Source organism: Rhizobium aethiopicum (genome assembly GCF_900094625.1).
Classification (GTDB): domain Bacteria; phylum Pseudomonadota; class Alphaproteobacteria; order Rhizobiales; family Rhizobiaceae; genus Rhizobium; species Rhizobium aethiopicum.
Window position 1 is genome coordinate 309,817 of record NZ_FMAJ01000007.1, and the last position, 18,482, is coordinate 328,298.

Here is an 18,482-nt window from a genome sequence, read left to right on the forward strand (position 1 = left end):
AGGCAACATAGAGGAGCCACGCCGACGGCAGCGGACACCGTCCGATTTCGCGCGAAATGGAACAATTTCCCGGTTGCCGCGTCTTTTCAGGCAAACGCAAAGGATGATGTCATGCTGAAATGGGCTCTGATATTCTTCGTTATTTCCATCGTCGCCGGCTTCTTTGGCTTCTCCGGCGTCTCCGCCGCCACCGCGACCATTGCCCGCGTGCTCTTCGGTATTGCGCTGGTGATCTTCCTGATCTTCCTGGTTCTGGCGCTGATGGCCGGCCAGGCGGTCTTGTAATCGGTTCCACTACCGTCGGATTGCGGACGCATGCGATTACATCACGGCCCTCAGCCAGGGATGAATGCCTCTTGGCCGCCTTTTCAGAAGGTTGTCGACCGATATCGATCCCGCGCCGGTGGCCGCCAGGACGAACATGCCACCGGCAATCGCCAGGTCCTTCTCGAAATGCAGGAGTTCGTTGTGGCTGGCAAAGTTCGTATGGAAAAGCAGGGCGGTCGCCAGACAGAAGAGCGCCAGCGCCGTGGCACCGAGACGGCCGAGGAGACCGATCGCAACGGAAGCGCCGGCTCCCAACTGAAGGGCGATGGTAGCGAGGGCTATCGGCGCTGACAGCCCCAATTTCGCGAACGTGTCGATGGTCGCCGGGAGATTTGCCGCAAGCGACCAGCCTTCATGCAAGAAGATCAACGACAGCAGGAGCCTGCCGAGGAGCAGAACAAGATCGGCCGGTCGGTACCGGCTTGCGGCGCTTTCCATCATTGCCTCCTGTTTCCAGGGCAGATGGTGCGCCTGCCCTGCTCCTGCGTTTATCTCCCACCCGTCCGCCCGAGGAACTGATGGCTCGGATTCTCGCGATCGCCCGGGCACGGCCTATTATAGCAGGCTCGCCCCGACATTGATCGCCAATGCCAGAATCGTCGTATTGAACAGGAACGACAGCACCGCGTGCAGCAGCGTCAGCTTGCGCATGCTGGTCGAGCTCACCGCAACATCCGCAGTCTGCGCGGCAACGCCAATGGTGAAAGAGAAATAGAGGAAGTCCCAATAGCCGGGTTCTTCGATTCCATCGGGAAATTTGAGACCGCCCTCTTCGTTCGCCCCGCCATAATAGTAGTGGGCATAGTGGATGGTGAAAAGCGTATGCAGGAAGACCCAGGAGATCAGGATCGTCAGCACGGCGGCACCCGCCCGTGCCAGCGCGACGTCGGGCGCCGCCTCCTTGATCGAATGAAGTTCGAGGCCGATGCCGGCGATGCTCGCAAGCGCCGCGCCGATCGACAGAGCCAACAGAACCGTGTCGGAAAAATCGAGATCCTCGGCACGTTTGCGGATGCTATCGACCGTCGCCCGCAGCATCTTGTGCCAGCTGAGCGCGATGAAGACGCCGGCGCTGGCATTCCATCCGAACAGCACGTTGCGGGCGCTGACGTCCCGCGAGGTCACGGCCAGGAAGACTGCCAAGCCGGCAAGGGCGGCGATGATGAAGCTTGCATGTCGGGAGGAAAGCACCGCCAGAGACGTTGTCCTTTCCTCCTCCATCTTCGCCTCCGGCCGAATAGGTCTTTGATAACAGCATGAAAAAGGCGCGGTTGCCAGTAGACCACCGCGCCTGCGATCCTTTGCCGAACCCTATCAGGCGGCGGCGAGCTGCAATTCCTTTTGCACCATAGTGCGCAGCGTCCCCAGGTCCTTGGCGAAAGCGCGGATGCCTTCGGCGAGCTTTTCGGTCGCCATCGCGTCTTCGTTCATCATCCAGCGGAAGGTCTTTTCGTCGACGGCAATTTTCGCGGCCGGCTTGATCGTTTCAGGCGACAGCTTGCGCTCGAGTTTGCCTTGGTCGTTCGAAAGCTCGTCGAGCAGGTTCGGAGCAATGGTCAGGCGGTCGCAACCGGCCAGCGCTTCGATTTCGCCGGTGTTGCGGAAGGATGCGCCCATGACGACGGTCTTGATGTCGTTGGCTTTGTAGTAGTTGTAGATGTCGCGGACGGACAGGACGCCTGGATCTTCCTCGGCGGTGAAATCCTTGCCCGTCGACTTCTTGTACCAGTCGAGGATACGGCCGACGAAGGGCGAAATCAGGAAAACCTTGGCATCGGCGCAGGCGATCGCCTGTGCCTTGGAAAAGAGCAGCGTCAGATTGCAGTCGATGCCTTCCTTCTGCAGGATTTCCGCTGCGCGAATGCCTTCCCAGGTCGACGCAAGCTTGATGAGGATACGGTCCTTCTCGATGCCGCGTTCCTTGTAGGCGGCAATGATGCTGCGTGCCTTGTTCAGCGATGCTTCGGTATCGAAGGACAGGTCGGCATCGACTTCCGTCGAAACGCGGCCGGGGACGAGTTTCACCAGGGCAGCGCCGACGGAGATGGCAAGGCGGTCGGCGACGGCTGCTGCGGCGACATTTGCATCGCCGCCTAGCTTCTTGCCCCAGGCGATCGCTTCCTTCATGTCGTCAGCGAACATTTCGGTGCCGAGCGCCTTGAGAACGATGGATGGGTTGGTCGTGCAATCGACCGGCTTCAGGCGGGCGACGGCCTGAATATCGCCGGTATCGGCGACGACGGTGGTAATCTCGCGAAGTTGGTCAAGCTTGGATGTCATGGTTGGTGATCCTTATTGAATTCAGAGCGGACCGGCGCGACTTCCGCCCGGCAAAGAGATGATCTAGGGACAGATGGTTTGCATGCTGCAGGCGAATATACGCGCTTCCGTCACGGATGATTCATAAACGTGAGGGACAGTCGACGTGTTCCGGCCGCGTGTGAACGGCTGCTCGAGCGCAAGCGATACCGCCTGAGGCGCGAAGGCCGGTCGTGACTTTCGGCATGCCCGCACTATGTCCTCCTCGGACGGACAGGAACGACTTTATGTCGCGAGGACTATCAACGCCCCGCCAAGGAAAAGTCAAGGACATTTGTGCATTTCAATTGACATAAGTGTCACGCCCGTCATTATCCCAGCAGCAAGCGCATCGTCGAAAGCCCCTGTCCTCAAGAGAATTGAGGGCAGGTCGCGCAAAAGTGTGCGGCGGTTTTGACATGACGACATTAATGCGCGAGGAGCGAATCTTAAAGATCGCGCGCATTTAGGACAGCAATCCTGCAGGAGGAGACGTGGTCAAGCTCAAACGCGGCACCCATACCGCCTATTCCGAAGCGTCCTCGCTGCGGCTGAGGGCCGCATGGCTCTATTACAATGAGGGCCTGACCCAGAAGGACGTCGCCGAACAGCTGGGCATCAGCCGGACGACAGTGATCCGCCTGCTCGACGAGTCGATGAAACGCGGTGAAGTGCAGATCTGGATCAACGATTCGATCGGCGATTGCGTCGAGCTTTCGGTGAAGCTGGAGCGTGCCTACGGCCTCGACGAGGCGATCGTCGTGCCTGCACCGGTCCATTGCGACGTCGATTCGCTGGCAAAGAATGTCGGTCTGGCGCTTGGCCAGTTCCTCTCCGAAGCCATCCCCGACGACTATACGATCGGTGTCGGCTGGGGTCGCACCATGACCGCCTCGCTGGCGAGCTTCCGGCCGCCGCGCCGCACCAACTGCAAGGTCGTTTCGCTGCTCGGCGGTATAGTTGCCGTGCACCAGACAAACCCTATCGACTACACTTGGCGGTTGGCCAATCAGCTCGGCGCCGAATGCTACATGTTCCTGGCGCCACTGCTCGTCGATTCAGTCGAGACCAAACGCAACCTCATCGAAAAATGCGGGCTGGATACGATCTACCGTCTCGCTGAGAGCCTCGATCTCGCGATCGTCAGCTGCGGCGATATCGGCCCGCACTCGACCTCGCTGTCGGAAGGCTGGATATCGAAGGCCGAGCTGCAGGAGCTGATCAATGCCGGCTGCGTCTGCGACACCATGTTCAACTTTCTCGACAAGGACGGCAATTCGGTCGACCACTCGATCAACCAGCGCGTGATGTCCGTCGATCTCGACATGCTGAAGGAGGCCAAGCACATCGTGCTCTCCTCCGGCGGCGCCCACCGGGCCACCGCCATCCGCGCCACGATCAAACGCATCGGCTGCAATACGCTGATCACCGATGAAGGCGCGGCGAAAGCATTGCTGGAACTGGCCGAACCGGCCTGAAACGCTTCAAGCCGTGCTTTTTAGCGCGCTACGCATGCGCCGATTCCCAGCCGAGCATTGCCCGTTTGCGGGTAAGGCCCCAGTGGTAGCCCGTCAGCGCACCGTTCTTGCCGAGCGCCCGATGGCAGGGCACCACGAAGGAGATCGGATTTGCCCCCACCGCCGCGCCCACGGCGCGCTGCGCCGTCGGCCGGCCGATATCCTCGGCGATGTCGGAATAGGTGACCGCCCTGCCGAAGGGTATCTTCATGAGGCTCTGCCAGACACGCACCTGGAAGTCCGTGCCAATCAACACGACGCGGAGCGGCTGCTCGGACGACCATTTCCCGGGTTCGAAGATGCGGGCGGCATAGGGCATCGTCGCCTGCAGGTCTTCGGTATAACCGGCGTTCGGCCAGCGGCAGGTCATGTCTTCGAGGCAGGCCCTCTCGTCGCCGGAATCGCTGAAGGCAAGGCCGGCGAGGCCGCGGTCGGTCACCATGATCAGCGCCACGCCGAAGGGGCAGATGTGGAAGCCGTAACGGATGATGAGGCCGCCGCCCTTGGCCTTCCATTCGCCGGGCGACATCGCCTCATGGGTGACGAAGAGATCATGCAGCCGGCTCGGCCCGGACAGGCCGACCTCGATCGACGTCTCGAGCAACGGCATATCTTCCTTGCGCAACAGCCGCTTGGCGTGGTCGAGCGTCACCGCCTGCAGGAAACCTTTGGGCGAGAGGCCGGCCCAGCGGGTGAAGGTCTTTTGCAGCTGCGTCGGCGACTGGTTGAGCCGCGCGGCGATCGCCTCCAGCGATGGCTGGTCGCGGTAATCCTCGGTGATGAGTTCGATGACCCGACGGACGATATCGTAATCAGGGCCGTCAGGCGTGATGTCGGTCTGCGGATTCGCGATCATATCCATGGTCTTTCTCCTTGTAACAAGGAGATAATCAATAGGTCCGGGGTAAACCACCCGATTCTTGCGCGCGTGATAGGCTCAGATACGCTGCTTGACTGTGGCGAGCGCGCCTTTGAAGGCCTTGGCGAAGCTTTCGCGATCGTCAGGATTGAGGAAGGAGCCGATATCCGTGCGTCGGCCCTCGCCGAAAATATGCATCGAGAGGATGCCGATGTCATGGTGCCTTCGAACGAGGAAACGCGCCCAGAACGGGTTGAAATGATGCTCCACCATCCGCCCCGACGGGGCAAACTTGCGCACCGATACGTCCGTGCGCGACACGGTGACCTGTTCGCGCACCCTACCGGAGCGGTAATTCAGCCAGAAGGCACCGTAGAGAAGCGCGAAATCCAATCCAAAGAAAAAGCCGATCGGCCAGGCGCCGGTGGCGATGAAGAACATCCCATAGAGAAAGCAGACGGCGCCGGAGAGAATGAGCAGCACCTTAAAACCCCGGCGGCCGAGCGACCGGTGGGGGAAGAGCTCGGCGGCGAAAACAGGCTGCTCGTGAGAGCTGTTGGCGTTGCTTTCCATCATGACCGCTGAGTATAGAGTTTCCATGGCGAATCCGAAAATCAAATCCCCGCCGCGAGGCACGAATGTGATCGTCCGCCGCAAGCCGGCGACGGCGGTGAAAACCGTCTATTCGCTGGTGGAGCGCGAGGAAATCTTCCGTCGCTTTTCGGTGCAGCGGCCCGAGCCGCGGGGCGAGCTGGAGCACACCAACCCTTTCACCCTTGTCGTGGCGGTAGCTCTCTCCGCCCAGGCCACCGATGCCGGTGTCAACAGGGCGACACGGGCGCTGTTCAAGGCGGCCGACACGCCGCAGAAAATGCTCGATCTCGGTGAGGACAAGGTTCGCGATTACATCAAGACGATCGGCCTCTACCGCAACAAGGCGAAAAACGTCATCGCGCTCTCGCAAATGCTGGTCGACGAATTCGCCGGCAAGGTGCCGGAAACGCGCGAGGAACTGGTTCGCCTGCCGGGCGTCGGCCGCAAGACTGCCAATGTCGTGCTGTCTATGGCCTTTGGCCAGGCGACCATGGCCGTCGATACCCACATTTTCCGGATCGCCAATCGCATCAGGCTTGCTCCCGGCAAGACACCGGATGAAGTCGAAGCACGATTGATGAAAGTGGTGCCGAAACACTATCTCTATCACGCCCATCACTGGCTGATCCTGCACGGACGCTACACCTGCAAGGCGCGCCGTCCCGAATGCGAACGCTGCGTCATCGCCGATATTTGCAAATCGCCGGAGAAGAGTTCGGATGTGCCGGCCCCACTCGTCGAGCTACCGCCGCAAGTGATCGGCGAGGCCGTCGAGTAAAACAGTGATCGCCTGCTCGTAACTCCGCCTTTCCCCGCCCGCCTCAATCGCCATCGCCGCACGGTCGAAGCACGCCGATAGCAGCAATGTCAAAGGCCCAAGAGCAGCGCCGGCGCCCGGAAGCATGGCTGCAAGTCCTGCCCGCAATACCGTTTCCGCATGCTCCGCATCGATCGCCTGGCTCGCCGGCAGGCCGAGAACGGCAGGCGCCTCGATCAACAGCAGCCGCGTGCGGCCGTCCGCCATCATCGCATCGAAATAGGCCGAAGCGCCGGCAAGCAGCGCGTCTCGCGGCGCATCATCAGGCGCCGGACATGCCTCGATCGCTTCCGCAACTGCGCGCGCCTCGCTTTCGACAACCGCGCGAAAGAGCGCCTTCTTGTCTTCGAAATGATGATAGAGCGCTCCGCGCGTCATACCCGCCGCCGCGGCTATCTCCGGCGTAGCCGTTTCGGCATAGCCCTTCTCGACGAAGAGGCGCCGCCCCGCATCGATCAGCGCCTGCCTTGTCTGTTCCGTTCTTTCGCGATTGCTGCGGCTCATCATTTCTCTTTACATACAAACAGATTGTATGTTAAGGACAAAAACATACAGTCTGTATGTAACCAGGGAGGAAAGTGATGAAATCGACGAGCTACTATCCCGTCATCATGACCGAAGACGTTGCCGGTTCCGCCCGCTTCTATTGCGCGCATTTCGGCTTCAGGGCGCTGTTCGAGAGCGACTGGTACGTTCATCTGCAATCGACAGAGGAAGAAAATGTCGCTCTTGCCATTCTCCATGGCAGCCACGAATCCATCCCGGCCGTGGCTCGCGGCAAGGTGTCCGGACTGCTCCTTAATTTCGAGGTTGCCGATGTCGATGTGGTGTACGCGGCTTGCCGCAGCGCAAACCTGCCGATCCTCCAGGAAATCCGCGACGAGGATTTCGGCCAGCGGCATTTCATCACCGCCGACCCGAACGGCGTGCTGATCGACATCATCAAGCCGATCCCGCCGAGCGCTGAATTCGCATCGATGTACGAGACATCAGCCTTACCCGGTTGAAGCTCAGGCGCGAGGACCGGCATCCTTTGCGGAAATCAGCTTGTGCAGATGCACCATCATGCCCGCCGCAAAGAGAGGCGTCAGCAGGTTGACCACGGGGATCGCCAGAAAGAGAGCGATTACCAGCCCGCCGAAAAAGACCGTCGGCGCATGTTTGGCGCGGAAGAGCCGTGCCTCCTGAGGGGGACGAAAGCGCATGGCGGCGAACTCGAAAAATTCCCGTCCGAGCAGGTAGCCGTTCACCAGAAAGAAGGCGATCAGATTGACGCCGGGGATGAACAGCAGCAACAACGCCACGACATTGCCGAGGATCACCACTCCGAGGAACTTGATCGAGCTTGCCATCGCCGGGCCGAGCGGCATGGCGGTGCCCGGTGCGTCACCGGGATAGTCACGCTTTTCGATGACCTCGGCGACATCGTCAAGGAAAAGGCCCGCGATCAGCGCCGTCACCGGCGAAAGCAAGAGCGCCAGCACGAGCGCAAGGCCGATCCCGGCGAAGATCGCGAAAACCAGCGCGAACCACCCCGCCCAATCCGGCATCTCGGGAAAAAAGCTGGTGAGCCAGGGAAAGAGGAAGGCCATGAAGGCCCCGCGCAACGCGAACCAGAGGCCCACGAGCACGAGAAGCGTCAGGCCGAGAACCTTCCAGAAAACCGAGCGCGTCTCCTGCGCGAACAGATTGGCGAGCGAAAGTCGTGCGGCATCGAGAATCATATTGTCGGCGTCTCCGGTTGCGCAGAAGATGTAGGAAAGGCGAATGCCACCGACAAGAGAGAATAAAATTGCAGGCTGTAATAGAAACTTGTCGCAATATTAGAACAAATATAATATTATGACATACAGAAATAAGCATGAACCTGAGAAGCAGCTTCCGAAAATAGTTGCCAAGACAAGGGGTCGCGATAGCGCATCCACGGAAGGCCTCTGAGGAAATACGGGGAGGCTGATGTGGAAGACTTTGTGCACAAGCTCAGGCAATACGTAAAAAGCGGCACACCGGCGGAGCGCCGTATCGCGAAATATTTCTCCGAACACCTGAATGACCTGCCGTTCGAAACGGCAGCCTCTGTCGCCGACAGGCTGGATCTGTCGCCGATGACCGTCGGGCGCTTCCTGCGCGCGCTCGGCTATCAGGGTTTGGACAGCGTCAAGGTGGAGATTCGCGAGACCGTGACGACATCGCCGGCGCAGTTGCAGAGCGCCATGAGCGAGCTGCATGCGGACGCTGCGGAGGGCAAGCCGCTTGCCGTGCTGGTTGCCGAACAGATCCAGGCCCTGCATCACATCTATCATTTGACGGCGCAACCGCATTGGGCCGAAGCCGTCCGTTTGATCAGCACCGCCCGCGAAGTCTCGATCGCCACTCATGCGCGGCTTGCGAGCCTTGCCAACCATTTCTGCCAGCGGCTGACGCAAGCCCGCGACGGCGTCCGCACGCTCGATGCCACTGACAACCGTTTTGCCGAACTCTTCGCCCGGCAGGCCGTCGACGACGCTTTGCTCGTGATCATCGACTGCCGCCGATTCGCCAAGGCACGGCTGCTTGCCAGAACCGCGCGGCGCTACGGCTACAAGGTCGTGCTGATTTCGCCGCAACAAGCAGACTGGATGGCGGATCAGTCAAACGTCATGCTACCCTTGCCGCCGGCTCGCGCCCCCGATCTCGACAATCTTCCGCCGCTGATCGCGTTGCTCGACTGTCTTTCGGAATCCGTCATTCTCGAAGTCGGAGAGGAGGCAGCCCTTCGCCGCCGCCGCATGCTGGAATTCGCGACCGTTCTCGGCGAAACTGCGAACCACTGAAACTGGCTGTCTTCTAATGCAGCGCTTCCAGTTCGGCGCGATGCCGCTGCATGGCCAGAAGACGGCGATAGTCGCGGTCGTAAAACACCTGTTTCGCCTTGTCGGGAAACCGTTCGTCGCCGCCGGGATACATCGCCTCGCCGGCTGCCGCCAAATCATCATGCAGGCCGCAGGCGACGGATGCCGCGATCGCCGTGCCGAGCAGCACCGCCTCGTTCATCTTCGGCACTACGACCTTGCAGCCGGTGGCATCGCTATAGAGTTCCATCAGCACCGGGTTTTTCACGTGCCCGCCTGCGATATGCAGCGTATCAGGCACGTAGCCATACTCCTTCATATTCTCGAGGATATGGCGAATGCCGAGGGCAATTGCGACGGCAGCCCGCCAATAGAGCGCGCAGAGCCCGTCGAACGATGTATCGAGAGTCAGCCCGCTGATGACCCCGACGGCATGCGGATCGGCAAGCGGGGAGCGATTGCCGTGAAAGTCCGGCAGCACGAAAATGCGCTCGCCGAAAGCCTCGCCCTCCTCTGCGCGCAATTCGGCGATGCGCGCGACAATCTTCTGGTGCAGCGTCGCCGTTGGCTCGCCGCCGGCCGCATGCATGCGCACGATATGATCGAGCAGTGCGCCGGTCGCAGATTGCCCGGCTTCCACCAGCCAGGACTGCGGGAAGACAACCTCGTAATAGGGGCCCCACATGCCATGGCTCGGCTTGCGCTGCTGTGAAAAGGCGACGATGCAGCTTGACGTGCCGGCGACCAGCGCCAGTTGGCGTTCGCGTTTCACTGGATCGGCGGCATAACCGGCGAGAGCTCCGAGGGCGCCGGCATAAGCATCGATCATACCCGCGGAGACATGGCACTCCGTGGTCAGCCCCAGCGCCTCGGCCGCATCAGGCGTCAGCCGGCCCATACTGCCGCCGACCGGCGCAGTCTCATCCGGTAGCTGGCCGCGCGCCTGAAGATCGTCGAGACCGATACGCTGTAGGAAATCCTGCTGCCAGCCCTTTTCGAGATGGGCAAGATAGTTCCATTTTGCCGTTAGCGTGCAGCGCGAACGGGCGGGCGATCCAGTCGATTTCCAGGTCATGAAATCGGCAAGGTCGAAGAAATAGCCGGCCTTTTCCCATGTCGCCGGCAGCTTCTTCTTCAGCCACATCAGCTTCGGCATTTCCATTTCAGGCGACATGACCCGGCCGGAATGGTCGAGCACCCTGTGTTCCGTCGCCGTACAGAAATCGGCTTCCTTCAGCGCCCGGTGATCGAGCCATACGATCGTGTCGAAACGCTGCTCGCCTCCCGTCGACACACTGATCTGCCGGCCTTCGACGTCACGGACGACCAGCGAACAGGTAGCGTCGAAGCCGATCGCTGCGACCGACGCGGCGGTGATACCGGATTGCTCCATCACCCTGCGCACCGCTGTACACGCGGCCAACCATATGTCTTCCGAATCGTACTCTGCGTGGTTTTGACGCGGCCGGTTCATTGCGATCGGATGTTCGGCTTTGGCCAGCAGACGACCGCTGGCATCGAAAACGCCGGCGCGCGCGCTGCCGGTGCCGACATCCACCGCAACCACATGATCACGCATCAAATCTCGGTCCCGTCCAGCTTATGGTTGCGGACAAGGTGTATCAAATCCGGCATGGCGTCAAACACCACATCAGGCGAAAGCCGGTCGAGTTCGGCCCGGTAACCGGCGAAGTTCGCATGCGATCCGCCGGTGAAGGCAAAGACCGTCATACCGGCGGCCTTGGCGGCGGCAATGCCGGCCGGACTGTCCTCGATGACAAGACAGACGTCGGGCTCGACCCGCATCTGCCGGGCCGCATGCAGGAACAGATCGGGCGCGGGTTTGCCGCGTTTGACCATCGTGGCGCTGAAGATGTCGGGAAGTTTATCGAGAAGTCCGGTGACGGAAAGCGATAGCCGGATCCGCTCCATCTGGCTTGAAGAGGCGACGCAGCAGGGAATGCCGAGCCCGTCAATCGTCGCCGCAATGCCTTCGATCGGCTTCAGCTCGGTGCGGAATCGCGCGTAGAGATCGGTGCGGATGCGCTCCAGGAATTCCTCACCGGCATGGACGTTGAATTCGGTTTCCAGCGTGTCGACGAGAGTCGAGAGGCTGCGGCCGAGAAAACGCTCATAGGCCTGGTCCTCCGTGATCGAAACGCCGAGATCGCTCATCGCCCGAACGAGCACGCTGATCGAGATCGGCTCGCTATCGACGAGCACCCCGTCGCAATCGAAGATGACCAGCCTTGGTTCAGCATCAGCCATGAAAGACCCAACCTGAGTTCAATTCGGACATGACCGTCCCTGATGGCGGCAGCCGATGCCGCCATCAGGATTCCCTTACACTGCAAGTTTGCCGTCGAGATAGAGCTGCAGCGTCTCCCGCGTGCCTTTTTCCCACAGGCTTTTGAGCGCATGGGCGAAACGCTTGCGGAACAGTTCTGATTTTGCCGCTTCGCCGAAAATATCGTCGAAGACGAGGAAGGCTGAGGGGTCGTCCTTTGCTTTCAGCGCAGCCGCATGCAGGCGCTCGGCGCTGGCATCGTTGAAGACGATATCCTTGCCGCTGTCGGTCTTGCCGGCGAAATAACGGCACCACAGCGCTGAAACCAGCGCCAGACCGACGATATCCCTGCCCTGGCGCAGATTGTCGAGCGTCGAGGGCAGGATGAATTTCGGCTGGCGGTTCGAACCGTCCTGCGCCAGACGCGGAATGGTGTCGCCAATCTTCGGATTGAGAAGCCGATGCTCGATCAGTGCGAAATAATCGGTCAGCGACGTGTTCGGCACCGGCGGCACGATCGGGATGATCTCGTCTTTCTCGATCTTGGCGAGGAAGGCACGGACTAGCGGATCTTCCATGGCATCATGAACGAAGTGAATATCCATCAGCGCCGCCGGATAGGCGATCGCGGCATGCCCGCCGTTGAGGATGCGGATCTTCATGTGTTCGTAAGGGGTAACGTCGGGCACGAAGGTCACGCCGACCTTTTCGAGCGCCGGCCGTCCGGCCGTGAATTTGTCTTCGAGGACCCACTGCTTGAATTCTTCGCAATAAACCGGCCAGTTGTCCTCGATCCCGAAATTGTCCCTGAGAAAATCGATCTCCCGCTGGCCCGTCGCCGGCGTAATGCGGTCGACCATCGCATTCGGGAAGGCGACATTGGCGCGGATCCAGTCGGCCAGGGCGGCATCCGAAAGTGCGGCCGTGCCGACAACAGCATTGGCGGTGACGACGCCGTTATGAGGAATGTTGTCGCAGGACATCACGGTGAACGGTTCGATGCCTCTATCCCTGCGGGCCTTCAGGCCGGCGACAATCAGACCGAAAACCGTCTTCGGCGCGCCGGGATTCTGTCCATCGGCGGCGATATCGGGGTGGGCCGGATTGAAGGTGCCAGAAGCATCGATAAAGTATCCGCCCTCGGTGATCGTCAGCGAGACAATGCGGATTTGCGGATCGGCAAGCCTGGCGATGATCGCGGCGTGATCGCCGACCGGCAGGATGTCGATCATCGGCGCAGTAACACGCGCCGCTGTCTTGTTGTTGTCCTGCTCGACCACCGTCGTCAGGAAATCCTGGGCCGCGAGCTTCTCGCGCATGGCGGCATCCGATGGCAGCACGCCGGCGCCAACGATCGCCCAGTCATGGTCAACGCCCTGGTTGAAGAGGTCGTCGAGATAGATCGCCTGATGGGCACGGTGAAAATTGCCGACGCCGAAGTGCACGATCCCGGCTTTCAGCGACGCCCTCTCATAAGAAGGGATGGCGGCAGTGCGCGCCGCGTCCGAAAGCGTTGCCAGCGAAAGTTTGCACGTCATGTTTTAGTCCTCTTGAAGGTCTTGCCGAGACGGCCGGGCGCCATCGCCCGGCTCGCATGCCTGCCCCCAGCCGGCTGCCCGCCTCAGATAGCGAGACCGCCCTCGTTGAATTTATGAATGCGCGAACGGTCCGGCGTCAGATAGACCGTATCGCCCGCCTTGGCGGCAAAATCGCCGCTGCCGCGCGCCGTCACCATGCCGATCCCCTCAACATCGATATGCAGGAACGTGTCGGAGCCGAGATGCTCGGCGACCACGACCCTGCCCTTCCAATCACCGCTCTCCATCGACAGCAGCACGTGTTCGGGGCGGATGCCGAGCGTGTGCGCGCCGAGCTCGGCCGCGTTCTGGCCCTTGATGAAATTCATCTTCGGCGAACCGATGAAGCCGGCGACGAAAAGGTTGCGCGGACGGCTGTAGAGTTCGAGCGGCGAGCCGACCTGCTCGATATTTCCCCTGTTCAGCACGACGATCTTGTCGGCCATGGTCATGGCCTCGACCTGATCGTGGGTGACGTAGACCATTGTCGTCTTCAGCTGCTGGTGCAATTCGCTGATCTCGAGACGCATGTTGACGCGCAGAGCGGCGTCGAGGTTCGACAGCGGTTCGTCGAACAGGAAGGCCGAAGGCTGACGCACGATGGCACGGCCGATCGCGACGCGCTGGCGCTGGCCGCCGGAAAGCTGGCGCGGCTTGCGCTCCAGATAGTCGGTGAGGTTCAGCACGCGGGCGGCATCCGTCACCTTCCGGTCGATTTCCGCCTTGTCGGCGCCGGCCATCTTCAGCGGGAAGGCGATGTTGTTGCGCACGCTCATATGCGGATAGAGCGCGTAGGACTGGAACACCATGGCAAGGCCGCGCTCCGAGGGCGCCTTTTCGGTGGCGTCCTTGCCGTCGATGACGATCTTGCCGCCGGAGACATCCTCGAGACCGGCGATCAGCCTGAGCAGCGTGGACTTGCCGCAACCCGACGGGCCGACGAAGACGACGAATTCGCCGTCATTGATATCGAGATCGATCGAAGGGATGACCTTGGCTTCGCCGAAGACCTTGGAAACCTTCTGAAGGGTAATGCTGCCCATGTTTGTCTCCCTTTTCTTATTTCACTGCGCCGAAGGTCAGGCCGCGGACGAGTTGTTTCTGACTGAACCAGCCGAGGATCAGGATCGGCGCGATCGCCATGGTCGAGGCCGCCGAGAGTTTGGCGTAGAACAGGCCCTCGGGGCTGGAATAAGAGGCGATGAAGGCCGTCAGCGGCGCCGCCTTCGAGGCGGTGAGGTTGAGCGTCCAGAATGCCTCGTTCCAGGCAAGGATGATGTTCAGAAGCAGCGTCGAGGCAATGCCCGGCACCGCCATCGGCGTCAGCACGTAGACGATTTCCTTCATCAGCGACGCCCCGTCCATGCGCGCCGCTTCGAGGATTTCGCCGGGGATTTCCTTGAAGTAGGTGTAGAGCATCCAGACGATGATCGGCAGGTTGATAAGCGTCAGTACGATCACCAGCCCGGTGCGCGTATCAAGAAGGCCCGAATTGCGGAACAGCAGATAGATCGGGATCAGCGCGCCGACCGGCGGCATCATCTTGGTCGAGAGCATCCACATCAGCACGTCCTTCGTTCGCTTGGTCGGCGAAAACGCCATCGCCCAGGCGGCCGGGATGGCGATGATCAACCCGATCAACGTCGAGCCGAAGGAAATGACCACCGAATTCATGAAGTGGCTGAGATAGTTCGACCGGCTCTGCACCTCCGCATAGTTCTCAGCCGTCCAGTGGAAGAACAGGAACTGCGGCGGCGAAGCGATGGCATCGGCTTCCGATTTGAAGCTGGTCAGGAACGTCCAAAGAATCGGGAAGAAGATCAGGATGCCGAGCGTCCAGGCGACCGCGGTCACGATGACCTTGCGCCGGGTTGTGACTTTTCTTGCCATCTCTCAAGCCTCCAGATTCTTGCCGACGAGGCGGACGAGGAAGATCGCGACGATATTGGCCAGCACCACCGCGACGATGCCGCCCGCCGAAGCGCCGCCGATATCGAACTGCAGGAGCGCCTGCGCATAGACGAGATAGGTGAGATTGGTGCTGTCGGTGCCCGGCCCGCCATTGGTGGTGACGAGGATTTCGGCGAAGACCGAAAGCAGGAAGATAGTCTGGATCAGGATCACCACGGTGATGGCGCGCGCCATGTGCGGCAGGATGATGTAGATGAATTTCGAGATCGCGCCGGCACCGTCCATTTCGGCCGCCTCCTTCTGCTCCTCGTCGAGCGACTGCAGCGCGGTCAGCAGGATGAGGGTGGCAAAGGGCAGCCACTGCCAGGCGACGATGAGAATGACGGAAAACAGCGGCGCATTCGCCAGCCAGTCGATCGGCTGCAGGCCCAGCGCCTTCGCAAGATGGGCGAAGAGGCCGTTGACCGGGTTCATGAACATGTTCTTCCAGACCAGCGCTGCCACCGTCGGCATGACGAAAAACGGAGCGATGACGAGGATGCGCACGATGCCCTGTCCGTACATCGGTTGATCGAGCAGAAGTGCGAAGGCGATGCCGCCGATGACGGTGATCAGCAACACGCCGGCGACGAGCAGCAGCGTATTGACCAGGGCCGCAAAGAAGGCCGGATCGGAAAGGAAATATTCGTAATTCAGAAAGCCGACGAAGCTTTCCATGCCCGGATTGAGCAGATTGTAGTTCAAGAGCGAGAAATAGATCGTCATCGCGAGCGGGACGATCATCCATGCAAAGAGGAAGAGCACGGAGGGCGCGATCATCAGGCGCGCGGCGGAACGGGTGTGTAACGTTGCCATGGCAATCACCGATCTGGACTGAAGCGGGGAGCGGCCGCAAGGCAGCTTTGTCTGGAAAAAGAGGCCGCCGATGCAGTTGGGCAATCGGCGACCCAGAGGGGCGGATTGTCAAGGATCCGCCTCTTGCTCAGGAGGTTTTATTTAATGTAGCCGGCTTTGGTCATTTCGCGCGTTGCCAGCTGCTGTGCGCTCTGCAACGCCTGGTCGACCGAAATCTGGCCGGCAAGGGCTGCCGAGAACTGCTGGCCCACCGCCGTGCCGATGCCCTGGAATTCGGGGATCGCCACGAACTGGACACCAACATAGGGGACCGGCTTGACGGTCGGCTTTGTCGGATCGGCCGAGTTGATCGAATCGAGCGTCATCTTGGCGAAGGGAGCAGCCTTCTGGTACTCCGCATTCGCATAAAGCGAGGTGCGGGTGCCGGGAGGTGCGTTCAGCCAGCCTTCCTTTTGGGCAACGAGGTTGGTGTAGTCCTTGCTCGTTGCCCAGGCGACGAATTTCTCGGCGGCTTCGACCTTCTGCGAGCCTGCCGGAATGGCGAGATTCCAGGCCCAGAGCCAGTTGCCGCGCTTGCCTAGGCCCTTGTCCGGGGCGAGCGCGAAGCCGACCTTGTCGGAAACCGTGGATTCCTTCGGGTTGCTGACGAAGGAGGCAGCAACGGTCGCATCGATCCACATGCCGCACTTGCCGGTCTGGAACAGCGCCAGGTTTTCGTTGAAGCCGTTCGAAGAAGCGCCCGGAGGGCCGGCGTCCTTCATCAGCTTGACGTAGAAGTCCAAAGCCTCCTTCCACTCAGGCTGATCGAACTGCGGCTTCCAGCTTTCATCGAACCAGCGCGCTCCGAAGGAGTTTGACATGGCGGTCAGGAAGGCCATGTTCTCGCCCCAGCCGGCCTTGCCGCGCAGGCAGATGCCATAGATTTCCTTGTCCTTGTTGGTGATCTTGCGGGCAGCATCCGCAACGAAGTCCCAGGTCGGGGCGTCCGGCATCTTCAGGCCGGCGGCGTCGAACAGATCCTTGCGGTACATGACCATCGAGCTTTCGCCGTAGAACGGCGCAGCATAGAGTTTGCCGTCCGTGGTCAGGCCGCTGCGGATTGCCGGCAGCAGGTCGTCGACGTCGTAGTTGGCGCCGAGATTGTCGAGCGGCAGCAGCCAGCCCTGCTTTGACCAGATCGGAACCTCGTAGGTGCCGATCGTCAGAACGTCGTACTGGCCGCCCTTGGTCGCGATGTCGGTCGTAACCTTCTGGCGCAGCACATTTTCTTCGAGGGTGACCCATTCAAGATCGATGCCGGGATTCTTCGCCTTGAAATCATCCGTCAGCTTCTGCATCCGGATCATGTCGCCGTTGTTGACGGTCGCGATTGTCAGCGTCTCGGCCGAAGCCATGCCGGCAAACGCCAATGCTGAGCAGGCGCCCAGCAGGAAAGTTCTCAATGTCATATCTTCCTCCCAGAAGACGAGATGTGAGCATTCGCTTTGCTCATGGGCAATTACTCACCACGGGGCGAAAAATGTCAATCGCAATCGTTGCTGCGATGCCGAAGGCGGCAGTCTTCTATTTGATTTGATTGGAATATTTTTTGCTCAGCTTTTGAGCAAAAACTCAGCCGTTTCCTCGTCGGTAATCAGAGCGTTGATTTGGTGGCCGACGACGGCAGCGCGGATTGCCTTGAATTTGCGTTTGCCTTTGGCAAGCCCGATGACCATCGATGCCTCGCGTGACGGGATCGGCGCCGAGGCGACGCGCTCGTTGATCGGGTTGTCGAGCAGCTTGCCGTCGACATCGAAGATCCAGCCGCAGATTTCGCCGACGGCGCCCCCGCGCATCAGCTCCATCATCTCGTCCTTCTCGAGAAAACCGTCGACGCAGAGCGGCCCGTCGATGCCGAGCTCGCCGATGCCGACGAAGGTGACGTCGGCCTGGGCGCTCATGTCGAGCGTCGAGCGCACCAGCTGTTGGCCATGCAGAAGCTCCCGTTCCTCGGCCGAGGTCACGAGCACCGGCAGCGGCATAGGATAGTGCCGCGCCTTGACCGCATCCGCCATGCTGAAGATGACGTTGTAATAGGCGGCCGACCCATCAGGCGCGATGTTGCCGGTGAGCGAGACAATCCGGTGATTGGGACATTCGATCGCCGGAAGCTGGTCGACGGCCGCCTTCAGCGTGCGGCCGGTACCGACCGCCAGCACGATCGGTTCCGGCCGCTTCAGCCAGCGCTCGATCTCGGCCGCGGCCGCTTCGGCGATGCCGACGGTGGTCGATGAGGAACTCGCATCGCTCGGCACCACCTCCACATGTTTCAGCCCGAATTTCCGCCGCAGCTGATTGGCAAGCTCGAGGCAGGCGGCGATCGGATGATCGAGCCGCACCTTGATCAGACGCTCGGCGACTGCAAGCGATACCAGCCGCTGCGCCGATTGCCGTGAAATACCCATCGCGGCGGCGATTTCATCCTGCGTGCGCCCGGCGACGTAATAAAGCCAGCCGGCACGCGCCGCATCGTCGAGCCGTGCAGGGGTCTCGGATCTTTTTGCCATATGATGCCTACCGCGCAAAATGAGCCGGCTTGCCGCCACCGGCATGATGTGAGTCTCTATCGC

Annotated in this window: 20 protein-coding genes; 5 read left to right on the forward strand and 15 right to left on the reverse strand. The window is 60.7% G+C overall.

Annotation, left to right across the window (positions count from 1 at the left end; translation table 11 throughout):
• Positions 1–111 precede the first annotated feature (111 nt).
• Positions 112–285, forward strand: coding sequence for a DUF1328 domain-containing protein (locus GA0061105_RS17490; protein ID WP_020922323.1), 174 nt, complete (start codon positions 112–114; stop codon positions 283–285).
• Between the two features lie 36 nt (positions 286–321).
• Here the strand turns inward: GA0061105_RS17490 and GA0061105_RS17495 are convergent, their stop codons facing one another.
• The 3 genes from GA0061105_RS17495 to tal all read right to left on the reverse strand — a co-directional run bounded on the left by GA0061105_RS17495 (position 322) and on the right by tal (position 2,607).
• Positions 322–768, reverse strand: coding sequence for a DoxX family protein (locus tag GA0061105_RS17495; protein WP_064694241.1), 447 nt, complete (start codon positions 766–768; stop codon positions 322–324).
• A gap of 114 nt (positions 769–882) precedes the next feature.
• On the reverse strand, positions 883–1,548 hold the full coding sequence (locus GA0061105_RS17500) for a DUF1345 domain-containing protein (RefSeq protein WP_092751783.1): 666 nt from the start codon (positions 1,546–1,548) through the stop codon (positions 883–885).
• 93 nt (positions 1,549–1,641) lie between these two features.
• Positions 1,642–2,607, reverse strand: coding sequence for a transaldolase (tal, locus tag GA0061105_RS17505; protein ID WP_064694239.1), 966 nt, complete (start codon positions 2,605–2,607; stop codon positions 1,642–1,644).
• Between the two features lie 512 nt (positions 2,608–3,119).
• Here tal and GA0061105_RS17510 point away from each other — a divergent pair.
• Entirely contained in the window at positions 3,120–4,103 is a 984-nt protein-coding gene (locus GA0061105_RS17510; protein ID WP_064694238.1) for a sugar-binding transcriptional regulator, read from the forward strand.
• Between the two features lie 28 nt (positions 4,104–4,131).
• Here the strand turns inward: GA0061105_RS17510 and GA0061105_RS17515 are convergent, their stop codons facing one another.
• A complete protein-coding gene (locus GA0061105_RS17515) occupies positions 4,132–5,004 on the reverse strand; it encodes a methylated-DNA--[protein]-cysteine S-methyltransferase (protein WP_092751785.1) in 873 nt (290 codons plus the stop codon).
• Between the two features lie 75 nt (positions 5,005–5,079).
• Complete coding sequence (locus GA0061105_RS17520; protein ID WP_092751786.1) at positions 5,080–5,577, reverse strand: DUF2244 domain-containing protein; 498 nt, start codon at positions 5,575–5,577, stop codon at positions 5,080–5,082.
• Here GA0061105_RS17520 and nth point away from each other — a divergent pair.
• Positions 5,576–6,373 (forward strand): endonuclease III, encoded by a 798-nt coding sequence (gene nth, locus GA0061105_RS17525; protein WP_208601662.1) that lies wholly within the window; start codon positions 5,576–5,578, stop codon positions 6,371–6,373. The genes GA0061105_RS17520 and nth overlap by 2 nt on opposite strands.
• Here the strand turns inward: nth and GA0061105_RS17530 are convergent.
• Positions 6,338–6,916 carry a TetR/AcrR family transcriptional regulator gene (locus GA0061105_RS17530; protein ID WP_064694234.1) on the reverse strand — a complete coding sequence of 193 codons (579 nt, stop codon included), beginning with the start codon at positions 6,914–6,916 and terminating at the stop codon, positions 6,338–6,340. The two genes, nth and GA0061105_RS17530, sit on opposite strands and share 36 nt — an antisense overlap.
• 77 nt (positions 6,917–6,993) lie before the next feature.
• On the opposite strand from GA0061105_RS17530, the gene GA0061105_RS17535 reads away from it, so the two are divergent.
• The gene (locus tag GA0061105_RS17535; protein ID WP_064694233.1) at positions 6,994–7,419 is read left to right on the forward strand and encodes a VOC family protein; all 426 of its coding nucleotides are present in this window, start codon (positions 6,994–6,996) and stop codon (positions 7,417–7,419) included.
• Between the two features lie 3 nt (positions 7,420–7,422).
• On the opposite strand, the gene GA0061105_RS17540 is transcribed toward GA0061105_RS17535, so the two are convergent.
• Entirely contained in the window at positions 7,423–8,136 is a 714-nt protein-coding gene (locus tag GA0061105_RS17540) for a sulfate transporter family protein (RefSeq protein WP_092751788.1), read from the reverse strand.
• A gap of 234 nt (positions 8,137–8,370) precedes the next feature.
• Between GA0061105_RS17540 and GA0061105_RS17545 the strand changes: the two genes are divergently transcribed.
• Positions 8,371–9,225, forward strand: coding sequence for a MurR/RpiR family transcriptional regulator (locus tag GA0061105_RS17545; protein WP_064694231.1), 855 nt, complete (start codon positions 8,371–8,373; stop codon positions 9,223–9,225).
• 13 nt (positions 9,226–9,238) lie between these two features.
• Here the strand turns inward: GA0061105_RS17545 and GA0061105_RS17550 are convergent, their stop codons facing one another.
• From GA0061105_RS17550 to GA0061105_RS17585, 8 genes are all read right to left on the reverse strand, one after another.
• Positions 9,239–10,822 carry an FGGY-family carbohydrate kinase gene (locus GA0061105_RS17550; RefSeq protein ID WP_092751790.1) on the reverse strand — a complete coding sequence of 528 codons (1,584 nt, stop codon included), beginning with the start codon at positions 10,820–10,822 and terminating at the stop codon, positions 9,239–9,241.
• Positions 10,822–11,511 carry an HAD family hydrolase gene (locus GA0061105_RS17555; RefSeq protein WP_092751792.1) on the reverse strand — a complete coding sequence of 230 codons (690 nt, stop codon included), beginning with the start codon at positions 11,509–11,511 and terminating at the stop codon, positions 10,822–10,824. The genes GA0061105_RS17550 and GA0061105_RS17555 overlap by 1 nt, the downstream gene beginning before the upstream one ends.
• Positions 11,512–11,586: 75 nt before the next feature.
• Positions 11,587–13,068: a mannitol dehydrogenase family protein gene (locus GA0061105_RS17560; RefSeq protein ID WP_092751794.1), complete on the reverse strand. Its 1,482-nt coding sequence runs from the start codon at positions 13,066–13,068 to the stop codon at positions 11,587–11,589.
• 83 nt (positions 13,069–13,151) lie between these two features.
• The gene (locus GA0061105_RS17565; RefSeq protein ID WP_092751796.1) at positions 13,152–14,150 is read right to left on the reverse strand and encodes an ABC transporter ATP-binding protein; all 999 of its coding nucleotides are present in this window, start codon (positions 14,148–14,150) and stop codon (positions 13,152–13,154) included.
• A gap of 16 nt (positions 14,151–14,166) precedes the next feature.
• Positions 14,167–14,997, reverse strand: coding sequence for a carbohydrate ABC transporter permease (locus GA0061105_RS17570; RefSeq protein WP_064694226.1), 831 nt, complete (start codon positions 14,995–14,997; stop codon positions 14,167–14,169).
• A 3-nt stretch (positions 14,998–15,000) separates the two neighbouring features.
• The gene (locus GA0061105_RS17575) at positions 15,001–15,873 is read right to left on the reverse strand and encodes a carbohydrate ABC transporter permease (RefSeq protein ID WP_064694471.1); all 873 of its coding nucleotides are present in this window, start codon (positions 15,871–15,873) and stop codon (positions 15,001–15,003) included.
• Positions 15,874–16,010: 137 nt separating this feature from the next.
• The gene (locus GA0061105_RS17580) at positions 16,011–17,321 is read right to left on the reverse strand and encodes an ABC transporter substrate-binding protein (protein ID WP_092751798.1); all 1,311 of its coding nucleotides are present in this window, start codon (positions 17,319–17,321) and stop codon (positions 16,011–16,013) included.
• 144 nt (positions 17,322–17,465) lie between these two features.
• Entirely contained in the window at positions 17,466–18,419 is a 954-nt protein-coding gene (locus GA0061105_RS17585) for a sugar-binding transcriptional regulator (protein WP_064694224.1), read from the reverse strand.
• Positions 18,420–18,482: the final 63 nt, after the last annotated feature.

Excerpts from the sequence above, each read along its gene's own strand:
- GA0061105_RS17560 (WP_092751794.1), bottom strand. The coding sequence starts at position 13,068 with ATGACGTGCAAACTTTCGCTGGCAACGCTTTCGGACGCGGCGCGCACT.
- GA0061105_RS17575 (WP_064694471.1), bottom strand. The coding sequence starts at position 15,873 with ATGGCAACGTTACACACCCGTTCCGCCGCGCGCCTGATGATCGCGCCC.
- GA0061105_RS17585 (WP_064694224.1), bottom strand. The coding sequence starts at position 18,419 with ATGGCAAAAAGATCCGAGACCCCTGCACGGCTCGACGATGCGGCGCGT.
- GA0061105_RS17580 (WP_092751798.1), bottom strand. The coding sequence starts at position 17,321 with ATGACATTGAGAACTTTCCTGCTGGGCGCCTGCTCAGCATTGGCGTTT.
- GA0061105_RS17530 (WP_064694234.1), bottom strand. The coding sequence starts at position 6,916 with ATGAGCCGCAGCAATCGCGAAAGAACGGAACAGACAAGGCAGGCGCTG.
- GA0061105_RS17490 (WP_020922323.1), top strand. The coding sequence starts at position 112 with ATGCTGAAATGGGCTCTGATATTCTTCGTTATTTCCATCGTCGCCGGC.
- nth (WP_208601662.1), top strand. The coding sequence starts at position 5,576 with ATGACCGCTGAGTATAGAGTTTCCATGGCGAATCCGAAAATCAAATCC.
- GA0061105_RS17570 (WP_064694226.1), bottom strand. The coding sequence starts at position 14,997 with ATGGCAAGAAAAGTCACAACCCGGCGCAAGGTCATCGTGACCGCGGTC.
- GA0061105_RS17555 (WP_092751792.1), bottom strand. The coding sequence starts at position 11,511 with ATGGCTGATGCTGAACCAAGGCTGGTCATCTTCGATTGCGACGGGGTG.
- GA0061105_RS17550 (WP_092751790.1), bottom strand. The coding sequence starts at position 10,822 with ATGCGTGATCATGTGGTTGCGGTGGATGTCGGCACCGGCAGCGCGCGC.
- GA0061105_RS17520 (WP_092751786.1), bottom strand. The coding sequence starts at position 5,577 with ATGATGGAAAGCAACGCCAACAGCTCTCACGAGCAGCCTGTTTTCGCC.
- GA0061105_RS17535 (WP_064694233.1), top strand. The coding sequence starts at position 6,994 with ATGAAATCGACGAGCTACTATCCCGTCATCATGACCGAAGACGTTGCC.
- GA0061105_RS17565 (WP_092751796.1), bottom strand. The coding sequence starts at position 14,150 with ATGGGCAGCATTACCCTTCAGAAGGTTTCCAAGGTCTTCGGCGAAGCC.
- GA0061105_RS17515 (WP_092751785.1), bottom strand. The coding sequence starts at position 5,004 with ATGGATATGATCGCGAATCCGCAGACCGACATCACGCCTGACGGCCCT.
- tal (WP_064694239.1), bottom strand. The coding sequence starts at position 2,607 with ATGACATCCAAGCTTGACCAACTTCGCGAGATTACCACCGTCGTCGCC.
- GA0061105_RS17500 (WP_092751783.1), bottom strand. The coding sequence starts at position 1,548 with ATGGAGGAGGAAAGGACAACGTCTCTGGCGGTGCTTTCCTCCCGACAT.
- GA0061105_RS17495 (WP_064694241.1), bottom strand. The coding sequence starts at position 768 with ATGATGGAAAGCGCCGCAAGCCGGTACCGACCGGCCGATCTTGTTCTG.
- GA0061105_RS17540 (WP_092751788.1), bottom strand. The coding sequence starts at position 8,136 with ATGATTCTCGATGCCGCACGACTTTCGCTCGCCAATCTGTTCGCGCAG.